The organism is Mammaliicoccus sp. D-M19 (assembly GCF_022386695.1).
GTDB lineage: Bacteria > Bacillota > Bacilli > Staphylococcales > Staphylococcaceae > Mammaliicoccus > Mammaliicoccus sciuri.
This window is the reverse complement of record NZ_JAJNHW010000001.1, coordinates 1042033-1062253: the sequence shown is the minus strand read 5'-3', so window position 1 is coordinate 1062253 and position 20221 is coordinate 1042033. Positions and strand designations below refer to the sequence as shown.

Here is a 20221-nt window from a genome sequence, read left to right as displayed (position 1 = left end):
ACACCTGTTCCCATGCCGAACACAGAAGTTAAGCTCTTTAGCGCCGATGGTAGTTGGGCTTACGTTCCGCGAGAGTAGGACGTTGCCGGGCAAATATTTATAAATGGATGCGATGAGCCGCACTCGAGACCTGTTAGGTCTCTTTTTTTTGCTTGAAAATTGTGAAAGGAGATATAACATGAAAAAATATTTTGATGTGATGTTTAAAGTGAATAAAAATAATCTTGCAACTAAAAAAGCATTTATGCAAGCTATTATTGTTTTTATCATTTTAGCTGGAAGTGTATTATTTGGAAGATTCGATCTAGGACTAACTGCTTTATTAGGATCATTTAGTAATATCTATATTATTAATGGATCATATCCTTCACGAATTAGAAAAGTTATAACTGTGTCTATAGTATTAAGTATTTGTATCATGTTAGGAACGATTACAATCACCATTCCATTTTTATATGCATTAGTTTTAGGGCTCATAGGGATGGTAGGTCATTTTGTTTTAAAAGCTTTTCAGATACCTGGACCTTCTTCTCTATTTTTTGTACTTACATATAGTGTAGCTTCTATTATGCCAATTATGCCTGAGGATTTCCTGAATAGAGGATTACTTGTTTTATGTGGTGGTATTGTTAGTACAATTGTTGTAATAGTTGATGCAATGTTTAATCATAAAAAGCCGGAAGCTGAAAGTGTATCAAATATTTATAAAAATTTAGCATTTTTAACTGAGAATTTTAGTGGGAAAAAATTTGATGATGCACGTAGTAATACTTTAAATGCGATACATCATGCAACAAATACTTTGACGACAGCTAATGCTTTTTGGAATAAAACGCATGGTTATAATAGAATGTTGCAGTTAAAAGGACGTGCTGAAGCTATATGGTCTGCTTGTTTAGAATTATCTTCACAAGGTTATGAAGTGTTACCAAAAGAAATAAGTGAAGCACTGACTTATATTCAGCTTAGAATTGCAGAAAATGAATCGACTCATTATGTACCGATTGAATATGATGGAGAGAGCACTTACATAAATTCATTAGCAGAATTAATTAATGATACAGTCATGATACTTAACGATAAGAATTTACAATTTGATAAACAAATTATTTATAGAAAACCGATGTACTCCAGAATTATTAAAGAAAATTTATCAAGAGATTCTTTAGTTTTAATGTCTTCTATGCAATATGGAATTATATTATTTACTTCAGTTATCATTGCATTTGGTATGGGGTTTGAAAGAGCTTATTGGATACCAATATCTTGTTGTTCTGTATTATTAGGTTCATCATCACTAACTACAATACAAAGAGCACTGCAAAGAACAGTAGGTACAATTACTGGTATGTTAGTCGCAATTTTAATTTTAGCATTCGAGCCTAATACTTGGACTATTGTCATATTAATGGCGATTTTGATGGGAACAGCTGAGTTATTAATCGCATTTAATTATACAATTGCAGTCACATTTATCACGCCTAATGTTCTTTTAATGTCAGCAGCAATCACACAACATTTCGATACATATTTAGTGATGCCAAGAATTGTTGATGTAGTAATAGGTTCAGTAATAGGTTTAATTGGTGTACTGATAGTAGGAAGAAATCAAGCGTCTAAAAAATTACCTAAGACGATTAATAATACGTTAAAACTACAAGCAAGTTTGTTTCATGCAATATTTTCTTCTAATAAGTATCATCATAATATTGCAAAATCAAAAGTTATCACAGATTTACACACTGAGATCATGAATACAAAAGCAATGTACCAAGCTGCATTGAATGAAATGGATAACAAAGTTAAAAAGATTGAATATGTTTATCCGATTATATTTACAGTTGAACAATTAGCATTTACGTTAGAAAGAGCTTATGCACAAGGTAAGATTACGACGCTATCAGATCATAACTTAGGACTTTATTTAACGACATATGAGAATATTTGTAAAAAAGTGGTCTTTAATGCAGACTATGAAAAAATTGATTTACCAGAATTAAAAGAATATACAAGCATTAGAAATGAATTAATGAAATTACAAAGTTTAAGTCATACCAAATAAAAAAGACTTCGCAATGAAGTCTTTTTTTATTTGGTTAAACATTCTATTAAACTATTAATATGTGCTTCAGCATCTTCAATATTAATTCCACCAAATCCAAGAACAAAGTGGGGTTTCTCGTCAGTTTGTTTAAAGCGATAATGAGAGAGGGGCTTAATATCGATATTGCATGCTTCAATTCTTCTTATACATTCTTCTAAAGATAGACCATTATGAACATTTAATATAAAATGCATTCCCGTTAATTCCCCTGAAATAGAAAAGGTTTCAGGATATTTTTTGAGTTGTTCGAGTATAATATCTCTTTTAGTTCGATAAATTTTTCTCATGCGATTCAAATGTCTTTCGAAATGTCCTTCATTCATAAATCTAGCTAACATATATTGTGTATGTCTTGGAACGGTGCCACCTTCTATGTTTGTCTTTTTGTGATATAAAGCAATTAAATTTTTTGGAAGTACAGCATATGCTACACGCAACGAAGGCGAAATAGATTTAGAGAAAGTACTGACATAGATGACGCTACCTGAATGATCTAAACTTTGTAGTGCTGGTATCGGTCTTCCACTATATCTAAACTCTGAATCATAGTCATCTTCAATAATAAAACGATTGTCTTGTTCTGAAGCCCATTTAATGAGTTGTGTTCGTCGTTTTAAGTCCATAATGACACCAGTTGGAAATTGATGACTAGGTGTAATATACACAACATCACTATCCGTCTTGATAATTTGTTCTATATCAATCCCATTTTGCATAACTGGAATAAAGTCAAATGGGATATGTTTTCTTTTTAATAAATCTCTTACTTGTTTATATAGAGGGTCTTCTATCATATATTTAGACTCTGAAATGATATCCGTAATAATGGATAATAGCTGCTCTGTTGACGACCCAACGACAATTTGATCTGGAGAACAATTTACGCCACGACTATGAAAGACATAATAGCTGATTTCTTTTCTTAAATTAAAATCACCTTGCTTATGGCCACTATCTAATAAATCTATTTGTTGTTCATCAAATGCTTCTTTAGCGTATTTTCTAAAAAGGTCATTTGGGAAATGCGTTTTGTCTATTGCACCTAGTTTAAAGCTATATTGATACTTTTGTTCTTCTATGTAGTGGGATTCAGGGATTTTTGTTTTATAGGTTACCGGTAGATTAACGATGTCATTAATATAAAAGCCAGAACGATTTTTACTATAGATGTAACCTTCATCGCAAAGTAGTTGATAAGCGTGTTCTATCGTTGTTTGACTAACCGATAAATAATGACTTAATTGCCTTTTTGAAGGTAATTTCTCGTTATATCTCATAACGTCGTTAATAATATTCTTTTTAATATTTTCATATAATTGTATGTATATAGGCGTATTAATCTTTCTATTGATATCGAACATGAGCATTTCCATTTTATTCACCTCAAAACTGACCACTAATTATTTGATAAATCTGACTCTTTTACCAGTTCAGAATTTAGTATAACCTACTAGTAAGCGATTTAAAAGGAGGAAGTTTTTCGATGTCAAAAATTACTGGTTCAGATAAAGTTAAAAGAGGTATGGCAGAAATGCAAAAAGGTGGCGTAATCATGGATGTGGTTAATGCCGAACAAGCTAAATTAGCTGAAGAAGCAGGTGCTGTTGCTGTAATGGCATTAGAACGCGTACCATCTGATATTAGAGCAGCAGGTGGGGTAGCAAGAATGGCTGACCCACGTATTGTAGAAGAAGTTATGAATGCTGTATCTATTCCTGTTATGGCTAAAGGTAGAATTGGTCATATCACAGAAGCACGTGTATTGGAATCAATGGGCGTAGATTATATTGATGAGTCAGAAGTGTTAACACCAGCTGATGAAGAATATCATTTGAAAAAAGATGAATTTACAGTGCCATTTGTTTGTGGTTGCCGTAATTTAGGTGAGGCTGCACGTAGAATTGGCGAAGGTGCTGCAATGTTACGTACGAAAGGTGAACCAGGAACTGGTAATATAGTTGAAGCAGTTCGTCATATGAGACAAGTAAACTCAGAAGTGCGTAAATTAGTTGTGATGAGTGACGACGAAATTATGACTGAAGCTAAAAATATTGGTGCACCATATGAAATATTGAAAGAAATTAAAGATTTAGGTCGTTTACCAGTTGTAAACTTTGCAGCAGGTGGGGTTGCAACGCCAGCTGATGCTGCATTAATGATGGAATTAGGCGCTGATGGTGTATTCGTTGGATCTGGTATCTTTAAATCTGAAGCACCAGAAAAATTTGCTAAGGCAATTGTTCAAGCAACTACACATTATCAAGATTATAAATTAATTGCTGAATTGTCTAAAGAATTAGGACCAGCTATGAAAGGTTTAGACATCAATCAATTATCATTAGAAGAACGTATGCAAGAGCGTGGATGGTAATATGAAGATAGGTGTCCTAGGTTTACAAGGTGCTGTAAGAGAACATATTAAGCATATTGAAAAAGCTGGCCATGAAGGTATTACAATTAAGCATGTAGAGCAATTAGATGAAATTGATGGTTTAGTCTTACCTGGTGGAGAATCAACGACTATGCGTCGTTTAATGGATTTATACGGCTTTACTGAAGCACTTAGAAATAGTTCATTACCTATGTATGGAACTTGTGCTGGGTTGATACTTTTAGCAAAAGAAGTAGTAGGTCAAGAAAGTCATTTAAATAAATTGAATGTTGTTGTTGAGAGAAATTCATTTGGTAGACAAGTAGATAGCTTTGAACAAGATTTAAATGTTAAAGGTATTGAAGAAGCGGTTAATGCAGTATTTATACGTGCACCTCATATACAATCAGCTCATGAAGGTGTTGAGGTATTATCTAAGGTTGAAGATAGAATTGTAGCTGTAAGACAAAATCAATACTTAGGTATTTCATTCCATCCGGAACTTACTGAAGACTACAAAATTATGGCGTATTTCATTGAAGAAATCGTAAAACAATATCAAACAGAACAAGTATAACAAACAAAAAAGCAGTCTACAGAACGATTATTGTTCTGTAGACTGCTTCTATTTATTATAAGAAAAATCCTGCGATTGTAGCTGATAAGAATGATACTAATGTTGCACCGTATAATAATTTAATACCGAAGCGTGCGACATTATCCCCTTGTTTATCATTTAATGATTTAACAGCACCCGCGATGATACCAATAGAACCAAAGTTTGCGAATGAAACTAAGAATACTGAAATGATACCATTTGCTCTTTCTGAAATATCTGCATCAGGTAAGATACCCATCGCAACAAATTCATTTGAAAGAACTTTAGTAGCCATAATACTACCTGATTGTACTGCATCTGCCCAAGGAACCCCTGTTAAGAAGGCAAATGGTGCAAATACAAAACCGATTAATGTTTGGAAGTCCCATGATACTGAACCGCCAGAAACGAAACTTAAAATGTTAGACGTAACACCATTTAATAGTCCGATTAATGCAACATAACCGATTAACATTGCTGCTACGATAACGGCAACTTTGAAACCATCTAAAATATATTCACCTAACATTTCGAAGAATGATTGTTTTTCTTCCGATTCTTGAATCATGATGTCGTCTTCTTTTGGATCTACTGTATATGGATTAATAATGGATGCCATAATAAATCCACCAAATAAGTTTAATACGATAGCTGTTACAACGTATCTCGGTTCAACCATCGTAAAATATGCACCAACGATTGATGCAGATATTGTAGACATAGCTGAAGCTGTTAATGTATACATACGATGTTTAGGAATTAATGGAAGTTGTTTTTTGATAGAAATAAACACTTCTGATTGACCTAAAATTGCAGATGCGACCGCATTATATGATTCTAATTTACCCATACCATTAACTTTAGAAATGACTAAACCTAAATATTTAATGATAAGAGGTAAGATTTTAAGATATTGTAAAATACCGATAAGTGCTGATACAAACACAATTGGCATTAATACGTTAAGGAAATAAACTGAAACAGGCTTATCTGTCTTAGGATCGATATTTGCAATACCCGCAAACACGAAGTTTATCCCTTCCATAGCTTTTGCTATGATGTAGCCAAAACCACTTGAAATACCACCTATGATAGTTAATCCACCTGTTGTTTTTAATAATAAGAAAGCAAATATAAACTGGATTACGATCATTAATCCTATATACTGCCATCTAACACGCATTTTATCAGAGCTTACTAACCATGCTAGAAATAGGAATAATAAGATACCGATAATCCCGATAATATAATGCATAATTGACACACCTTTCCCTTCGTTTATACTCAATCATAACCTACTTTATATGATAACTTATTTCTTTTGAAAGCGGTATAAAATTTTTAAAATTTTTAAATAAACAAATTAATTGAAATAATAAACAACAGAACATATAATATAGTCAAAGAAGGTCAAAAGAGGTGATGAATTAATGCACAACATGTCGGATATCATTGAGCAATACTTAAAGCAATTGCTAGAGGAGGCTCAAGGAGATGTCGTTGAAATTAAACGTGCACATATTGCTGAAAAGTTTGATTGTGTACCTTCCCAATTAAACTATGTTATAAAAACAAGATTTACAAATGAGCACGGATACGCTATTGAAAGTAAAAGAGGCGGTGGTGGTTACATTCGTATTTCAAAAGTTGAAACGAATAGTCAATCAGCATTCATTAGACATCTAATTGAATTGACAGGTGATCAAATCTCACAAGCAAATGCATTTAGAATTGTGGATGGTTTGTATGAAAATGACTTAATTACAGATAGAGAGAAAAAAATGATTATTCAAACGCTTCATAGAGATACATTGCAAATAGAAATACCATATAGAGATATTATTCGAGCAAATATATTGAAACGTATACTTGCCGTCATACATTATAGTTAAAAAGGAGTGACAGTATGCTTTGTGAAATTTGTGGTAAAGAAGAAGCAACAATACAATTAACATCAACAGGTAAGAAACATAAAACTGAACAATGGATATGTAAAAACTGTGCTTCAGAACATTTTTATTTCCAAGATGATCAAATGAGTGATCAAAATCTTGACCAAGAATTTGTTGTGAATCAATTTCTACAATATTTAGTAGGTAAACATGGTATTAACTTTAAACAAGTTCAACCACAAGAAGAAAAGCACTGTCCTACTTGTGGCATGACTTTAACAGATATTGCTAAAGTTGGTAAATTTGGTTGTCATGACTGCTATGAAACTTTTAAAGATGATGTACCGCAAATTATTAGAAGAGTTCAAGCGGGCAGTGGGGCGCATACAGGTAAAATACCTGTATCTTCAAGAAGTAAAATACAACTCAAACAACAAATTGCTGAAAAAGAAAAAATACTACAAGGCTTAATTGAAGAGCAAGCCTTTGAAGATGCAGCTGTTCTAAGAGATGAAATTAAAGCATTGAAAGCAGAAGGTGAGGTCGAGTAAATGGAAGAGCATATGAATGAACATATTAGCGATTGGATGAAAGAAACAGAAGATACGCCAATTGTCATGAGTTCTAGAATAAGACTTGCACGTAACCTTCAAGACGAAGTTCATCCGCTCAAATATGAAGAAGATGACGAAACAGGGAATAAAGTAATAGAAAAAGTGAGTAAAGCATTATCAGAATTGAAATTGACGAAGTTATCAGATTTAAGTGAACTTGAACAGAATAAACTCGTATTCAAGCATCTCATTAGCCCAGCACTGACAAAACAGAAATTTGGTGCAGTATTATTAAATGATGATGAATCAACAAGCGTTATGATCAACGAAGAAGATCATGTTAGAATACAAGTTATGGGTCACAACCTCGTACTAAACGAGTTGTATGAAACGGCATCTAAATTAGATGATGAGCTTGATAAACATCTAACAATTTCATATGATGAACAACACGGATTTTTAACGACTTGTCCAACAAACATTGGAACAGGATTAAGAGCGAGTGTTATGTTGCACTTACCAGGATTAAGCATTATGAAACGTATGAAGAGAATAGGACAAGCTATTAATAGATTTGGATATACTATTCGAGGTATTTATGGTGAAGGTACAGGCGCACTTGGTCATGTGTATCAAATATCCAATCAATTAACACTTGGTAAGACTGAAGAAGAAATCATTGAAGATTTAACGCAAATTGTTGAACAAATCATTAGTGAAGAAGAACAAATTAGACAACGACTTGATCGTTTTAATCATATGGAAACAAAAGACAGGGTTCATCGTGCGAAAGGTATATTGAAATCTGCACAATTAATATCTGTTGAAGAAGCTTCATTAAGGTTAAGTGAAATGAAACTGGGTATAGATTTAGGACATATCGAGAGTAATAACTTTAATTTTGATAATTTAATGGTTACAATACAAACACCATTCTTTGAAGGTAATGACTCGGAACAATCTGTAGATGAACAAAGAGCAACCTTTTTAAGAGAACATATATAAAATAGGAGGTTAGTTTATGCTATTTGGTAGATTAACAGAACGTGCGCAACGCGTATTAGCGCATGCACAAGAAGAAGCAATGAGATTGAATCATTCAAATATAGGTACAGAACATTTATTATTAGGTTTAATGAAAGAACCTGAAGGAATAGCAGCTAAAGTGCTAGATGCTTTTGGTATTACTGAAGAAAAAGTAACAAAAGAAGTTGAAAATTTAATTGGCCAAGGTCAAGAACAAGTTGGTGCGATTCATTACACACCAAGAGCTAAAAAAGTGATTGAACTTTCAATGGATGAAGCGAGAAAGTTAAACCATACATTTGTTGGAACAGAACATCTCTTATTAGGGTTAATTCGTGAGAACGAAGGTGTGGCAGCACGTGTATTTGCCAATTTAGATTTGAATATCACTAAAGCAAGAGCACAAGTCGTTAAATCATTAGGCAGTCCAGAGCAAGGTTCAAAAAATGCTCAAACGACTAAAAATCAATCAACACCAACTTTAGATGGATTAGCAAGAGACTTAACAGTCATTGCGCAAGATGGTACGTTAGATCCAGTAGTTGGTCGTTCAGATGAAATTACGCGTGTCATTGAAGTGTTAAGTAGAAGAACTAAAAACAATCCAGTATTAATCGGTGAACCAGGTGTTGGTAAAACGGCTATCGTTGAAGGATTAGCACAAGCAATCGTACAAAACGAAGTACCAGAAACATTAAAAGGTAAACGCGTTATGTCATTAGACATGGGTACTGTTGTAGCAGGTACTAAATATCGTGGTGAATTTGAAGAAAGACTTAAAAAAGTAATGGAAGAAATTCATCAAGCAGGCAATATCGTGTTATTCATCGATGAGTTACACACACTTATTGGTGCGGGTGGAGCAGAAGGTGCTATCGATGCATCAAACATCTTGAAACCAGCATTGGCTCGTGGTGAACTACAATGTATCGGTGCAACTACATTAGATGAATACCGTAAATATATTGAAAAAGATGCAGCATTAGAACGTCGTTTCCAACCTGTAACAGTTGATGAACCAAATACTGAAGATTCAATTTCAATTTTAAAAGGTTTGAGAGATCGTTACGAAGCGCATCACCGTATTAATATTTCAGATGAAGCGATTGAAGCGGCCGTTAATATGAGTGACCGTTACATTTCAGATAGATTCCTACCTGATAAAGCAATCGACTTAATCGATGAAGCAAGTTCTAAAGTAAGACTTAGAAACTATACAACACCTCCAAGTCTTAAAGAACTTGAATCAGAATTAGAAACAGTTAAGAAAGAAAAAGATGCTGCCGTACATTCTCAAGAGTTTGAAAATGCAGCTAATTTAAGAGATAAACAAACTAAACTTGAAAAACAATTAGAAGATACTAAAAACGAATGGAAAAAAGCTCAAGGTGAGAAAAACACATGTGTAACTGCTGAAGATATCGCAGTCGTTGTCGCAAATTGGACAGGTATTCCAATTACGAAATTAAACGAAACTGAGTCAGAACGATTACTAAACTTAGAAACTATCTTACATGAACGTGTAATCGGTCAAAACGATGCAGTTAAATCTATTTCTAAAGCGGTAAGACGTGCTCGTGCTGGTCTTAAAGATCCTAAGAGACCAATTGGTAGCTTTATATTCTTAGGACCAACAGGTGTTGGTAAAACTGAACTTGCACGTACATTAGCTGATGCGATGTTCGGTGAAGAAGATGCAATGATAAGAGTGGACATGAGTGAGTTTATGGAGAAACACTCTGTCAGTCGTTTAGTAGGTTCTCCTCCAGGTTATGTAGGTCATGATGATGGTGGACAATTAACTGAAAATGTAAGACGTAAACCATATTCAGTTATCCTATTTGACGAAATTGAAAAAGCACATCCAGATGTATTTAATATCTTGTTACAAGTGTTAGATGATGGTCACTTAACAGATTCTAAAGGTCGTAAAGTAGACTTTAGAAACACTGTTATTATCATGACATCAAACGTTGGTGCACAAGAATTACAAAATGCTAAATTTGTTGGATTCGGTGCTAAAGAAAGTGGACCGGATTACGAAACTATCAGAAAAACTATGATGGATGAATTAAAACAACAATTTAGACCAGAATTCTTAAACCGTGTAGATGATATTATTGTCTTCCACAAACTTGAAAAAACACATCTTAAAGAAATTGTGAATAAAATGGCTGGTAACTTAACGAAACGATTATCAGAACAGGGTATTCACATTACGCTTTCAGATTCAGCACAAGAAAAAATTGCTGATGAAGGATTCGATCCAGAATATGGTGCAAGACCATTAACACGTGCTATTCAAAAACACGTCGAAGATAATTTAAGTGAATTAATCTTATCTGGACAAGATTTAGTAGGTAAAGATGTCATTGTAGATTATAGAGATGATGAATTTAAATTTGATTTATCAGATCATAAAGAAGATAAAGAAGCAGAAGAAACTTCAAAAGCTTAAAAATTAACAATGTTAATTTAATATTATAATAAGTCCGCAAGCTATTTATCATAATAGTTTGCGGGCTTTTATATTGATTTTAAAGTATATTAATTTGTTTTTAATGTCAGTCAAGTTTAAAATATAACTATTCAATTAATACGGAGGTAACATGAATGGCCAAAAAGAAAGTAATATTTGAGTGTTTAGCCTGCGGATATCAATCTCCAAAATGGATGGGGAAATGCCCTAATTGTGGTGCATGGAACCAAATGGAAGAATCAATAGAACATAAAGAAACTAAAGGTCCTAAAAATACATTCAAGTCAGATGTACCCGCACAAAAAATAGAAAAATTAAAAGACGTTAAAGAAGAAGATACACCTAGAATTAAGACTAAAATCAATGAATTTAATCGTGTATTAGGTGGCGGTGTTGTAGAAGGTTCGCTTGTACTTATTGGTGGTGACCCTGGTATTGGTAAATCCACATTATTATTACAAATTTGTGCGGCTTTATCTCAACAAAAAAATGTCTTGTATGTTTCAGGTGAAGAATCTGTAAGACAAACGAAATTAAGAGCTGAAAGATTAGTTGAAGATTCAGGAGAATTAAATGTTTATGCTGAAACGAATTTAGAGATTATACATAGTATGGTTCAAAAAGAAAAACCAGATGTATTAGTTATAGATTCCATTCAAACTGTCTTCCACCCTGAAGTTACTTCTGCTCCAGGTTCTGTTTCTCAAGTTAGAGAATGTACACAAAATTTAATGCATATCGCAAAACAAATGAACATTGCTACATTTATTGTAGGACATGTAACGAAAGATGGACAAATTGCTGGGCCACGTTTGTTAGAACATATGGTTGATACAGTATTATATTTTGAAGGCGATACACATCATGCATACAGAATATTAAGAGCAGTTAAAAACCGTTTTGGTTCGACAAATGAAATGGGTATTTTTGAAATGAAGCAAACGGGTCTTAATGAAGTTAAAAATCCGTCTGAAATGTTCTTAGAAGAAAGAACGAAACATGTATCGGGTTCGACTATTGTGGCAACTATGGAAGGTACGAGACCTATTTTAGTTGAAGTACAAGCTTTAGTAACACCAACGACTTTTCATAATCCACGAAGAATGGCAACAGGTATTGATCACAATAGATTAAGCTTATTGATGGCTGTATTAGAGAAGAAAGAGAATTTCTTATTACAACAACAAGACGCATATATCAAAATTGCCGGTGGTGTAAAATTAAGTGAACCCGCTGTAGATTTAAGCATTGTTATCGCGATAGCTTCAAGTTTCCAAGATAAACCTACTAAAGGTGATGATTGTTTCGTGGGTGAGGTTGGCTTAACAGGTGAAGTAAGAAGGGTTGCTAGAATTGATCAACGTGTACAAGAAGCGGCTAAATTAGGATTTAAACGTATTATCATACCTAAAAATAATATTAAAGGTTTAGAATTCCCGGAAGGTACAGAAGTTATTGGCGTATCAACAACAAGAGAAGCATTGAAAATTGCTTTTAATGCATAATTAACCATTAGGAGGTTAACGTATGAAAATTTTAAAAGGACTAATCATACTGTGTTATTTAGTCATAGGTTCCTCACTAGGCATTATGGTGATTCCAGAACTGATTAATGCGTTTAGTATCCAACCCGAACAAGTACTCACAAATCCATATATCGATGGTCTTATAGGTGCGGTTGTTATTTTCCTATTGTTTGGGTTTTTGATTGATAAAATTGTAGACATGGCTGATCAAGGAGAAAAATACTTATTAAAAAGGAGTATTCTTGAAATATTCTTCGCTACTATTGGTGTCATGATAGGCTTAATGATCGCGGTTATGGTTTCGTTTATATTAGAAATGATCGGTGCACCAGTTCTGAAACATATTTTACCTATTATTATTGCTGCTTTTTTATGTTATTTAGGCTTTCAGATTGGTTTGCAAAAACGAGAAGAAATATTACGATTATTTCCAGAAAGTATATCAAATTCTTTAACGAGACAAACAACTTCGAAATACGCCAAAATTTTAGATACAAGTGCCATTATTGACGGGAGAATATTAGACGTCGTGAAGTGTCATTTTATAGATGGAGAAATCCTTGTACCTCAAGGTGTTATTGAAGAGTTACAAGTCATCGCGGATGCGAAAGACAGTGTTAAACGTGATAAAGGACAACGTGGGTTAGATATATTAAATGAATTGAAGAAAACAGATTTCTCGATTTCAATCATTGAACCAACGTCTACACATAAAGATGTAGATGCGCTTTTAATCAAATTAGCTAAACGATATCAAGCAAGTATCATTACAACAGATTATAATTTGAATAAAGTATGTGCTGTACAAGGCATAAAAGTTCTAAATGTAAATGATTTATCTGAAGCGATTAAACCAGTACTACACCAAGGGGATATTTTCGATTTATTAATTACGAAAATAGGTAAAGAAGATGATCAAGGTGTTGGTTATCTTGATGATGGTACAATGGTTGTCATTGAAAAAGGACGAGAATATATAGGAAAGACAATTCCTGTTGAAGTGATGAGTTTGCTACAAACTTCATCTGGTAGAATTATATTTGCGAAGAAGGTGTCATAAATTGGGGTTTACGACAATCATTCCTGCAGCTGGACAAGGTAAAAGGATGGGAACTGAAATTAACAAATTATTTCTAGAAATTAATGGTGAAACAATTATTCGTCAAACTGTTGCTGTGTTTCAAGAAATAGATTCATGTGAACAGATTTTTATTGCTGCGCATCCAGACGAAGTTGAATTAATGGAAGAACATTTAAAAGATTTTAGTAAAGTTGCTGGTATCATTCCAGGTGGTCAAGAAAGACAACATAGCATTAATGAAGTCTTGAAAGTATTGATTGATACTGAAGTTGTGATGGTTCATGATGGTGCGAGACCATTTATTACACAAGAAAAAATCGACCAATTATATCAAGATGCCCTAACAAAAGATGCTGTGATTTTAGCAGTTCAAGCTAAGGATACAATAAAGCAAGTTATAAATGGTGTTGTTGAACACACTTACGATCGCTCAACGATGTGGCAAGTTCAAACACCTCAAGCGTTTAAAAGAGACATTATCTTAAAAGCTTATGAACAAGCAGAAGCACAAAATTACTTAGGTACGGATGATGCTTCGTTAGTAGAGAGAGCAGGGTATAAAGTACACATATCAAATGGTGATTACGACAATATCAAAATTACAACCCACGAAGATTTAATAATTGCACATTCTATACTAGAAAAGCGAGGTATTTGCGATGTTTAGAATAGGTTACGGTTATGATGTGCATGAATTTGATCCGACAAGACCATTGATCATTGGTGGTCTTGAGATTGAACATACACATGGTTTAAAAGGTCACAGTGATGCAGATGTGTTGCTCCATGCAATTACGGATGCTATTCTAGGTGCTGCAAGTCTAGGAGATATAGGGAAACTATTCCCAGATACAGACCCAGCTTTTAAAGATGAAGATTCAAAGTTATTGCTTAAAGAAGCTTATGAACAAGTTTTGAAAAAAGGATATAAACTTGGGAATGTAGATGCTACAATTGTAGCGGAACAACCTAAATTCAGACCTTATATAGATCAAATGAGAAGTCTAATTGCTTCAGTATTAGAAGTGTCTATCGAAGATATAAACGTAAAAGCAACAACGAATGAAAAATTAGGATTTCTAGGAAGAGAAGAAGGCATACAAGCACAAGCTGTGGTATTATTAACAAGTAAAGAATAAAACAGGAGTGAGACGATGAGTAACAAAGTAAGAGTAAGATACGCGCCAAGTCCGACTGGTTACTTACACATCGGTAACGCAAGAACCGCATTATTTAACTATTTATTTGCGAAACATTATAATGGGGACTTTGTTATACGTATTGAAGATACAGATATAGCCAGAAATTTAGAAGATGGAGAAGCATCGCAATTTTCTAACCTTGAATGGTTAGGTTTAGATTGGGATGAGTCTGTTAATAAAGACGGAGGATACGGTCCATATCGTCAATCTGAACGTGGCGACATTTATAAGCCATTAATTGAAAAATTATTAGCTGAAGATAAAGCATATAAATGTTATATGACTTCAGAAGAATTAGAAGAAGAACGCGAAGAGCAAATTGCAAGAGGTGAAATGCCTCGTTATGGTGGTAAACACGCACACTTAACAAAAGAAGAACAAGAAGCATTTGAAGCAGAAGGTAGACAACCAAGTATTCGCTTTAGAGTGCCACAAAATAAAGAATATAAATTCGATGACATCGTAAAAGGTGAAGTATCATTTGATTCGAATGGTATCGGTGACTGGGTAATCGTTAAAAAAGATGGCATCCCAACTTATAACTTTGCAGTTGCGATTGATGATTACTACATGGAAATTTCACACGTTATTCGTGGTGATGATCATATTTCAAACACACCTAAGCAACTTATGATTTATGAAGCATTTGGATTTGAGCCTCCACAGTTTGCGCATATGACATTAATCGTTAATGAAGAGCGTAAAAAATTAAGTAAACGTGATGGTCAAATTCTACAGTTTATAGAACAATATAAAGATTTAGGTTATTTACCTGAAGCAATCTTTAACTTTATTGGTTTATTAGGCTGGTCTCCTGAAGGCGAAGAAGAAATCTTCTCTAAAGAAGAATTTATTAAAATCTTCGATGAAAAACGTCTTTCTAAATCACCAGCATTCTTTGATAAGAAAAAATTAGAATGGATTAATAACCAATATATGAAAGAAAAAGATTCTGAAACAGTCTTTGAAATGACAATTCCACATATGGTTAAAGCAGGTCTATTACCTGAAAGTCCATCTGAAGCTGAATTATCTTGGGCAAGAGACTTAGTAGGTTTATATCAACAACAAATGAGTTATGCAGGAGAAATTGTTCCTTTATCTGAGTTATTCTTCAGAGAACATCTTGATTTCAGTGATGAAGCACAAGAAGTTTTAGATGGCGAACAAGTTCCAACTGTTATGGCTGAACTTGTTAAACAACTTGAAACTTTAGAGCCATTTGAACCAGCAGAAATTAAAAAATCAATTAAAGCTGTACAAAAAGAAACAGGCATCAAAGGTAAACAATTATTTATGCCTATACGTGTTGCTGTTTCAGGTCAAACTCATGGCCCTGAATTACCTAATACAATTGCGTTATTAGGTCGAGATAAAGTACTTAACAGATTAAAACGTTTTGTTTGATTTTTTTAGAACGAGAAATTATTATATAAATGACTTGAAGGACAAGTAGATGAGTTAATGTGAAATTAGAGAGTACATGGTTGCTGAAAATGTGCCACATTACTTAAACGAATGCACCTTTATTACAAATATGATGATGTTAATATTTAAAAGAGTGAGCATTTTTAAATGCTAAAAAGAGTGGAACCGTGCAAAAAGGCACCTCTAGCAATTATTGTTAGGGGCGCCTTTTTGTTATCTGAGGGGGGGATTTAAATGTTTAAACGAGTCAAAGATGATATTCAAATGGTATTCGATCAAGACCCTGCAGCAAGATCTTCATTTGAAGTCGTTATGACTTACTCAGGACTACATGCTATATGGAGTTATTTGATTGCTAATTGGTTCTTTAAGAAAAAAATGTACTTTATAGCAAGATCTATATCCCAAATTGCACGATTTTTCACAGGAGTTGAAATTCATCCAGGTGCTACAATCGGCAAGAGGCTATTCATCGACCATGGCATGGGTATTGTAATAGGTGAAACATGTCGTATCGGCAATAATGTAACGATCTACCAAGGTGTAACACTTGGTGGGACAGGTAAAGAACGAGGCAAAAGACATCCAGACATAGGTGATAATGTACTGATAGCTGCTGGTGCCAAAGTATTAGGTAATATTGAAGTCGGCAACAATGTAAATATTGGCGCGAACTCAGTCGTACTCAAAGATGTACCAGATTATTCTACAGTAGTTGGTATTCCAGGTAGAATTGTTAAACAAGATGGCTTGAAAATTGGTAAGAACTTTAATCATACAAATTTACCAGACCCAATATATGAACAATTAAAAGAATTAGAACGTCAACTTGAAAAGACGAAGAATGGAGAGATTGTTGATGATTACGTTATATAATACGTTAACAAGACAAAAAGAAGAATTTATTCCTATCGAAGAAGGAAAAGTAAAAATGTATGTATGTGGACCGACAGTGTACAACTACATTCATATTGGTAATGCAAGAGCAACAGTAGCATTTGATGTCGTAAGAAGATATTTAGAATACCGTGGCTACGATGTACAATATGTATCTAACTTTACAGATGTTGATGACAAATTGATCAAAGCTGCAAATGAATTAGGTGAAACAGTTCCGGAAATTGCGGATCGTTTTATTGAAGCATTCTACGAAGATACAGGTGCTTTAAATTGTAAACGTGGAACAGCGAACCCAAGAGTAATGGATCACATGGATGATATTATTGCTTTTATAGCTGTATTAGTCGAAAAAGGCTATGCGTATGAAAGTGGTGGTGACGTTTATTATCGTACAAGACGTTTTGATGATTACGGTAAGTTGAGCCACCAATCATTAGATGACTTAAAAGTTGGCGCTAGAATAGAATCAGGTGAACAAAAAGAAGATGCACTAGACTTCACTTTATGGAAAAAAGCTAAACCAGGTGAAATTAAGTGGGATAGCCCATGGGGAGAAGGTAGACCAGGTTGGCACATCGAGTGTTCTGTAATGGCACAAGTACATTTAGGCGATACGATTGATATCCATGCTGGTGGAACAGATTTACAATTCCCTCACCACGAAAATGAAATTGCTCAATCAGAAGCACACAATGATAAGACATTCGCGAATTATTGGATGCACAACGGTTTTGTAAATATTAACAATGAAAAAATGAGTAAATCATTAGGTAACTTTATTTTAGTTCATGACATCATAAAAGAAATTGACCCTGATGTATTAAGATTCTTTATGGTAGGTGCGCACTATAGAAATCCAATAAACTATGATTTAGAACTTGTACAAGCAGCTAATAGAGGTTTAGAAAGAATTAGAAACAGTTATCAATCATTAGTTGATAGATCACAACATGCTGTATTAGAAGAAGATGAAACAGAACAACATATCGAACGTATTAATGAAATATTAAATGACTTTGAAACATCTATGGATGATGATTTCAATACAGCTAATGCAATGACTGCATGGTATGACTTGAATAAATTAGCTAATAAATATTTACTTGAAAATACAACTTCTACAAAAACAATTAATCGTTTCAAAGAAGTGTATGAAATCTTTAGTGAAGTTCTCGGTGTACCATTAGTAGGTAAACAACAAAATGAATTACTTGATGAAGAAATTGAAGCATTAATTGAAGAACGTAATGAAGCAAGAAAAGCTAAGAACTTCCAGAGAGCGGACGAAATTAGAGATGCACTAAAAGAACAAAATATTATTCTTGAAGACACAGCTCAAGGTGTGAGGTTTAGACGTGGATAAATTAACAATTAAAATGTTAAATCCGTTATCCTTAGCTTATATGGGTGATTCGATATTAGATACGTATGTCAGAAAGCATATTATCCTTAAAATAAAAGGTAAACCTAATCGATTACATCAATTGTCTAAACAATATGTTTCTGCAAAGGGACAAGCTTATGCACTTAATATTTTGATGGAAAATGAATTTTTTACAGAAGAAGAATTAGAAATTATACAACGAGGTCGTAACGCAAAAAGTTATACGAAAGCGAAGAATACGGATATACAAACGTATAGAAAAAGTTCAGCGATTGAAGCGGTCATTGGTTATTTATTCTTAATAGATGAAACAGAACGCTTAGAAGAACTCGTTAATAAAATGATTGAAATAACAGAAGAAAGGGTGGGAGCCAATGGATGAATCGATTATAGTTGGTAGACATGCGGTCAAAGAAGCGATAACTTCAGGTCATACGATTAATAAAGTATTAATTCAAGAAGGTATCAACAAGAAACAAATTGGTGAAATTTTGAAAATTGCAAAATCTGAAAAAATAGTCGTCCAAACTGTACCTAAATCAAAAATTGACTATTTAACAGATGTTCCACATCAAGGTATCGCTGCTCAAATTGCGCCATATCCATATAAAGAATTAGAAGATTTCATTTCAGAAACTAAAGATATTGACCATGTACCTTGTTTATTGATGTTAGATGGTTTAGAAGATCCCCATAATTTAGGTTCTATTATGAGAACAGCTGATGCAATAGGTATTGATGGCATTATTATTCCGAAGAGAAGGTCTGTACAGTTAAATGCAACAGTAGCAAAAGCTTCAACCGGTGCCATTCAACATGTTCCAGTTATTCGTGTGACGAATTTACCGAAAACAATTGAAAGACTTCAAGAAGTAGGGTATTGGGTCGCGGGTACAGATGCAAAGAATGCGACTGATTATAGACAAATGGATGCTGGAATGCCACTTGTTATCGTTATAGGCAGCGAAGGCGAAGGTATGAGTCGACTAGTGAAAGATAAGTGTGATTTTTATATTAAATTACCAATGGTTGGACACGTTAATAGCTTAAATGCTTCTGTTGCAGCGAGTCTGCTTATGTATGAAGTATATAGAAAAAGGCATCCAATAGGACAATCATAATGAAAGATATCTATTTAATTATTGATGGCTATAACTTAATAGGACAATCAAACGAATTGTCTTCCATTGCTCAAGTTTCTTTAGAAGAAGCGAGAGATAAATTGTTAATCACACTTATCAATTATAATACCCAACATGATGGCGAAATGATTGTTGTTTTTGATGCTTATGGTGTAGAAGGTACTGAATCAGTAGAATTTAAGCACGGTGTGAAAGTTGTTTATACGAAAGGAAAAGAAACAGCAGATAGTTATATTGAAAGATTAACGTATGAATTATATCGAAAGCATATTACGCATATTACAGTAGTCACAAGTGATATGAGTGAACAACATGCTATTTTTGGTTCTGGTGCGTATAGAATCTCATCTAGAGAAATGTGGTCAACAATTGCAAATCAAGAATCTGTTGTGACAAAGCACCTATCAGAAATTAAAACTAAGACACCTAGAAATAGATTGAACTTGCCAGATGAAGTGTTACAGCAATTTGAAAAATGGAGAAGAAATAATCGATAAATATGATTTTTTGGAGTTTGATTTATAAGGAACGCGC

At 33.7% G+C, this 20221-nt stretch carries 19 protein-coding genes and 1 rRNA gene; 18 read left to right on the top strand and 2 right to left on the bottom strand.

All coding sequences use genetic code 11. The features are described from left to right. Positions 1 to 91: ribosomal RNA gene (gene rrf, locus LQ675_RS05400) — 5S ribosomal RNA — on the top strand; the annotation flags it as partial. Positions 92 to 178: 87 nt separating this feature from the next. Further along, positions 179 to 2062 carry an FUSC family protein gene (locus tag LQ675_RS05395; RefSeq protein WP_239726538.1) on the top strand — a complete coding sequence of 628 codons (1884 nt, stop codon included), beginning with the start codon at positions 179 to 181 and terminating at the stop codon, positions 2060 to 2062. A 26-nt stretch (positions 2063 to 2088) separates the two neighbouring features. Here LQ675_RS05395 and pdxR read toward each other — a convergent pair whose 3' ends face one another. Next, a complete protein-coding gene (pdxR, locus tag LQ675_RS05390; RefSeq protein ID WP_106417390.1) occupies positions 2089 to 3477 on the bottom strand; it encodes a MocR-like pyridoxine biosynthesis transcription factor PdxR in 1389 nt (462 codons plus the stop codon). A 110-nt stretch (positions 3478 to 3587) separates the two neighbouring features. Between pdxR and pdxS the strand changes: the two genes are divergently transcribed. Both pdxS and pdxT read left to right on the top strand, forming a co-directional pair. Continuing rightward, positions 3588 to 4475: a pyridoxal 5'-phosphate synthase lyase subunit PdxS gene (gene pdxS, locus LQ675_RS05385; protein ID WP_075577608.1), complete on the top strand. Its 888-nt coding sequence runs from the start codon at positions 3588 to 3590 to the stop codon at positions 4473 to 4475. A gap of 1 nt (position 4476) precedes the next feature. Next, entirely contained in the window at positions 4477 to 5052 is a 576-nt protein-coding gene (pdxT, locus tag LQ675_RS05380) for a pyridoxal 5'-phosphate synthase glutaminase subunit PdxT (RefSeq protein ID WP_048541331.1), read from the top strand. Between the two features lie 55 nt (positions 5053 to 5107). Here pdxT and LQ675_RS05375 read toward each other — a convergent pair whose 3' ends face one another. Next, positions 5108 to 6328: a NupC/NupG family nucleoside CNT transporter gene (locus LQ675_RS05375; RefSeq protein ID WP_025904840.1), complete on the bottom strand. Its 1221-nt coding sequence runs from the start codon at positions 6326 to 6328 to the stop codon at positions 5108 to 5110. A 175-nt stretch (positions 6329 to 6503) separates the two neighbouring features. Here LQ675_RS05375 and LQ675_RS05370 point away from each other — a divergent pair, with 175 nt between their 5' ends. The 14 genes from LQ675_RS05370 to LQ675_RS05305 all read left to right on the top strand — a co-directional run bounded on the left by LQ675_RS05370 (position 6504) and on the right by LQ675_RS05305 (position 20184). Beyond that, positions 6504 to 6965, top strand: a complete 462-nt coding sequence (locus tag LQ675_RS05370; protein ID WP_075577610.1) for a CtsR family transcriptional regulator — start codon at positions 6504 to 6506, stop codon at positions 6963 to 6965. A 14-nt stretch (positions 6966 to 6979) separates the two neighbouring features. After that, positions 6980 to 7516, top strand: coding sequence for a UvrB/UvrC motif-containing protein (locus LQ675_RS05365; protein ID WP_048541333.1), 537 nt, complete (start codon positions 6980 to 6982; stop codon positions 7514 to 7516). After that, positions 7517 to 8524, top strand: coding sequence for a protein arginine kinase (locus LQ675_RS05360; RefSeq protein WP_048541334.1), 1008 nt, complete (start codon positions 7517 to 7519; stop codon positions 8522 to 8524). A gap of 16 nt (positions 8525 to 8540) precedes the next feature. Further along, positions 8541 to 11003 (top strand): ATP-dependent Clp protease ATP-binding subunit, encoded by a 2463-nt coding sequence (locus LQ675_RS05355; protein WP_075577611.1) that lies wholly within the window; start codon positions 8541 to 8543, stop codon positions 11001 to 11003. 155 nt (positions 11004 to 11158) lie between these two features. Next, positions 11159 to 12529 (top strand): DNA repair protein RadA, encoded by a 1371-nt coding sequence (gene radA / locus LQ675_RS05350; protein WP_025904845.1) that lies wholly within the window; start codon positions 11159 to 11161, stop codon positions 12527 to 12529. Between the two features lie 22 nt (positions 12530 to 12551). Next, positions 12552 to 13610: a PIN/TRAM domain-containing protein gene (locus LQ675_RS05345; RefSeq protein WP_048541336.1), complete on the top strand. Its 1059-nt coding sequence runs from the start codon at positions 12552 to 12554 to the stop codon at positions 13608 to 13610. A gap of 1 nt (position 13611) precedes the next feature. Further along, positions 13612 to 14298: a 2-C-methyl-D-erythritol 4-phosphate cytidylyltransferase gene (ispD, locus tag LQ675_RS05340; RefSeq protein ID WP_048541338.1), complete on the top strand. Its 687-nt coding sequence runs from the start codon at positions 13612 to 13614 to the stop codon at positions 14296 to 14298. Further along, a complete protein-coding gene (gene ispF, locus LQ675_RS05335) occupies positions 14291 to 14770 on the top strand; it encodes a 2-C-methyl-D-erythritol 2,4-cyclodiphosphate synthase (protein WP_048541339.1) in 480 nt (159 codons plus the stop codon). The genes ispD and ispF overlap by 8 nt, the downstream gene beginning before the upstream one ends. Before the next feature lie 15 nt (positions 14771 to 14785). After that, positions 14786 to 16240: a glutamate--tRNA ligase gene (gltX, locus tag LQ675_RS05330; protein WP_075577612.1), complete on the top strand. Its 1455-nt coding sequence runs from the start codon at positions 14786 to 14788 to the stop codon at positions 16238 to 16240. A gap of 255 nt (positions 16241 to 16495) precedes the next feature. Next, a complete protein-coding gene (gene cysE / locus LQ675_RS05325) occupies positions 16496 to 17137 on the top strand; it encodes a serine O-acetyltransferase (RefSeq protein ID WP_025904850.1) in 642 nt (213 codons plus the stop codon). After that, the gene (gene cysS / locus LQ675_RS05320) at positions 17121 to 18524 is read left to right on the top strand and encodes a cysteine--tRNA ligase (protein WP_058590880.1); all 1404 of its coding nucleotides are present in this window, start codon (positions 17121 to 17123) and stop codon (positions 18522 to 18524) included. Before cysE ends, cysS begins: the two co-directional genes overlap by 17 nt. 13 nt (positions 18525 to 18537) lie before the next feature. Next, positions 18538 to 18927, top strand: a complete 390-nt coding sequence (locus LQ675_RS05315) for a Mini-ribonuclease 3 (protein WP_037589958.1) — start codon at positions 18538 to 18540, stop codon at positions 18925 to 18927. Beyond that, positions 18920 to 19666, top strand: a complete 747-nt coding sequence (rlmB, locus tag LQ675_RS05310) for a 23S rRNA (guanosine(2251)-2'-O)-methyltransferase RlmB (protein ID WP_239726539.1) — start codon at positions 18920 to 18922, stop codon at positions 19664 to 19666. The genes LQ675_RS05315 and rlmB overlap by 8 nt, the downstream gene beginning before the upstream one ends. Next, positions 19666 to 20184, top strand: coding sequence for an NYN domain-containing protein (locus LQ675_RS05305; protein ID WP_025904854.1), 519 nt, complete (start codon positions 19666 to 19668; stop codon positions 20182 to 20184). Before rlmB ends, LQ675_RS05305 begins: the two co-directional genes overlap by 1 nt. Positions 20185 to 20221 lie beyond the last annotated feature (37 nt).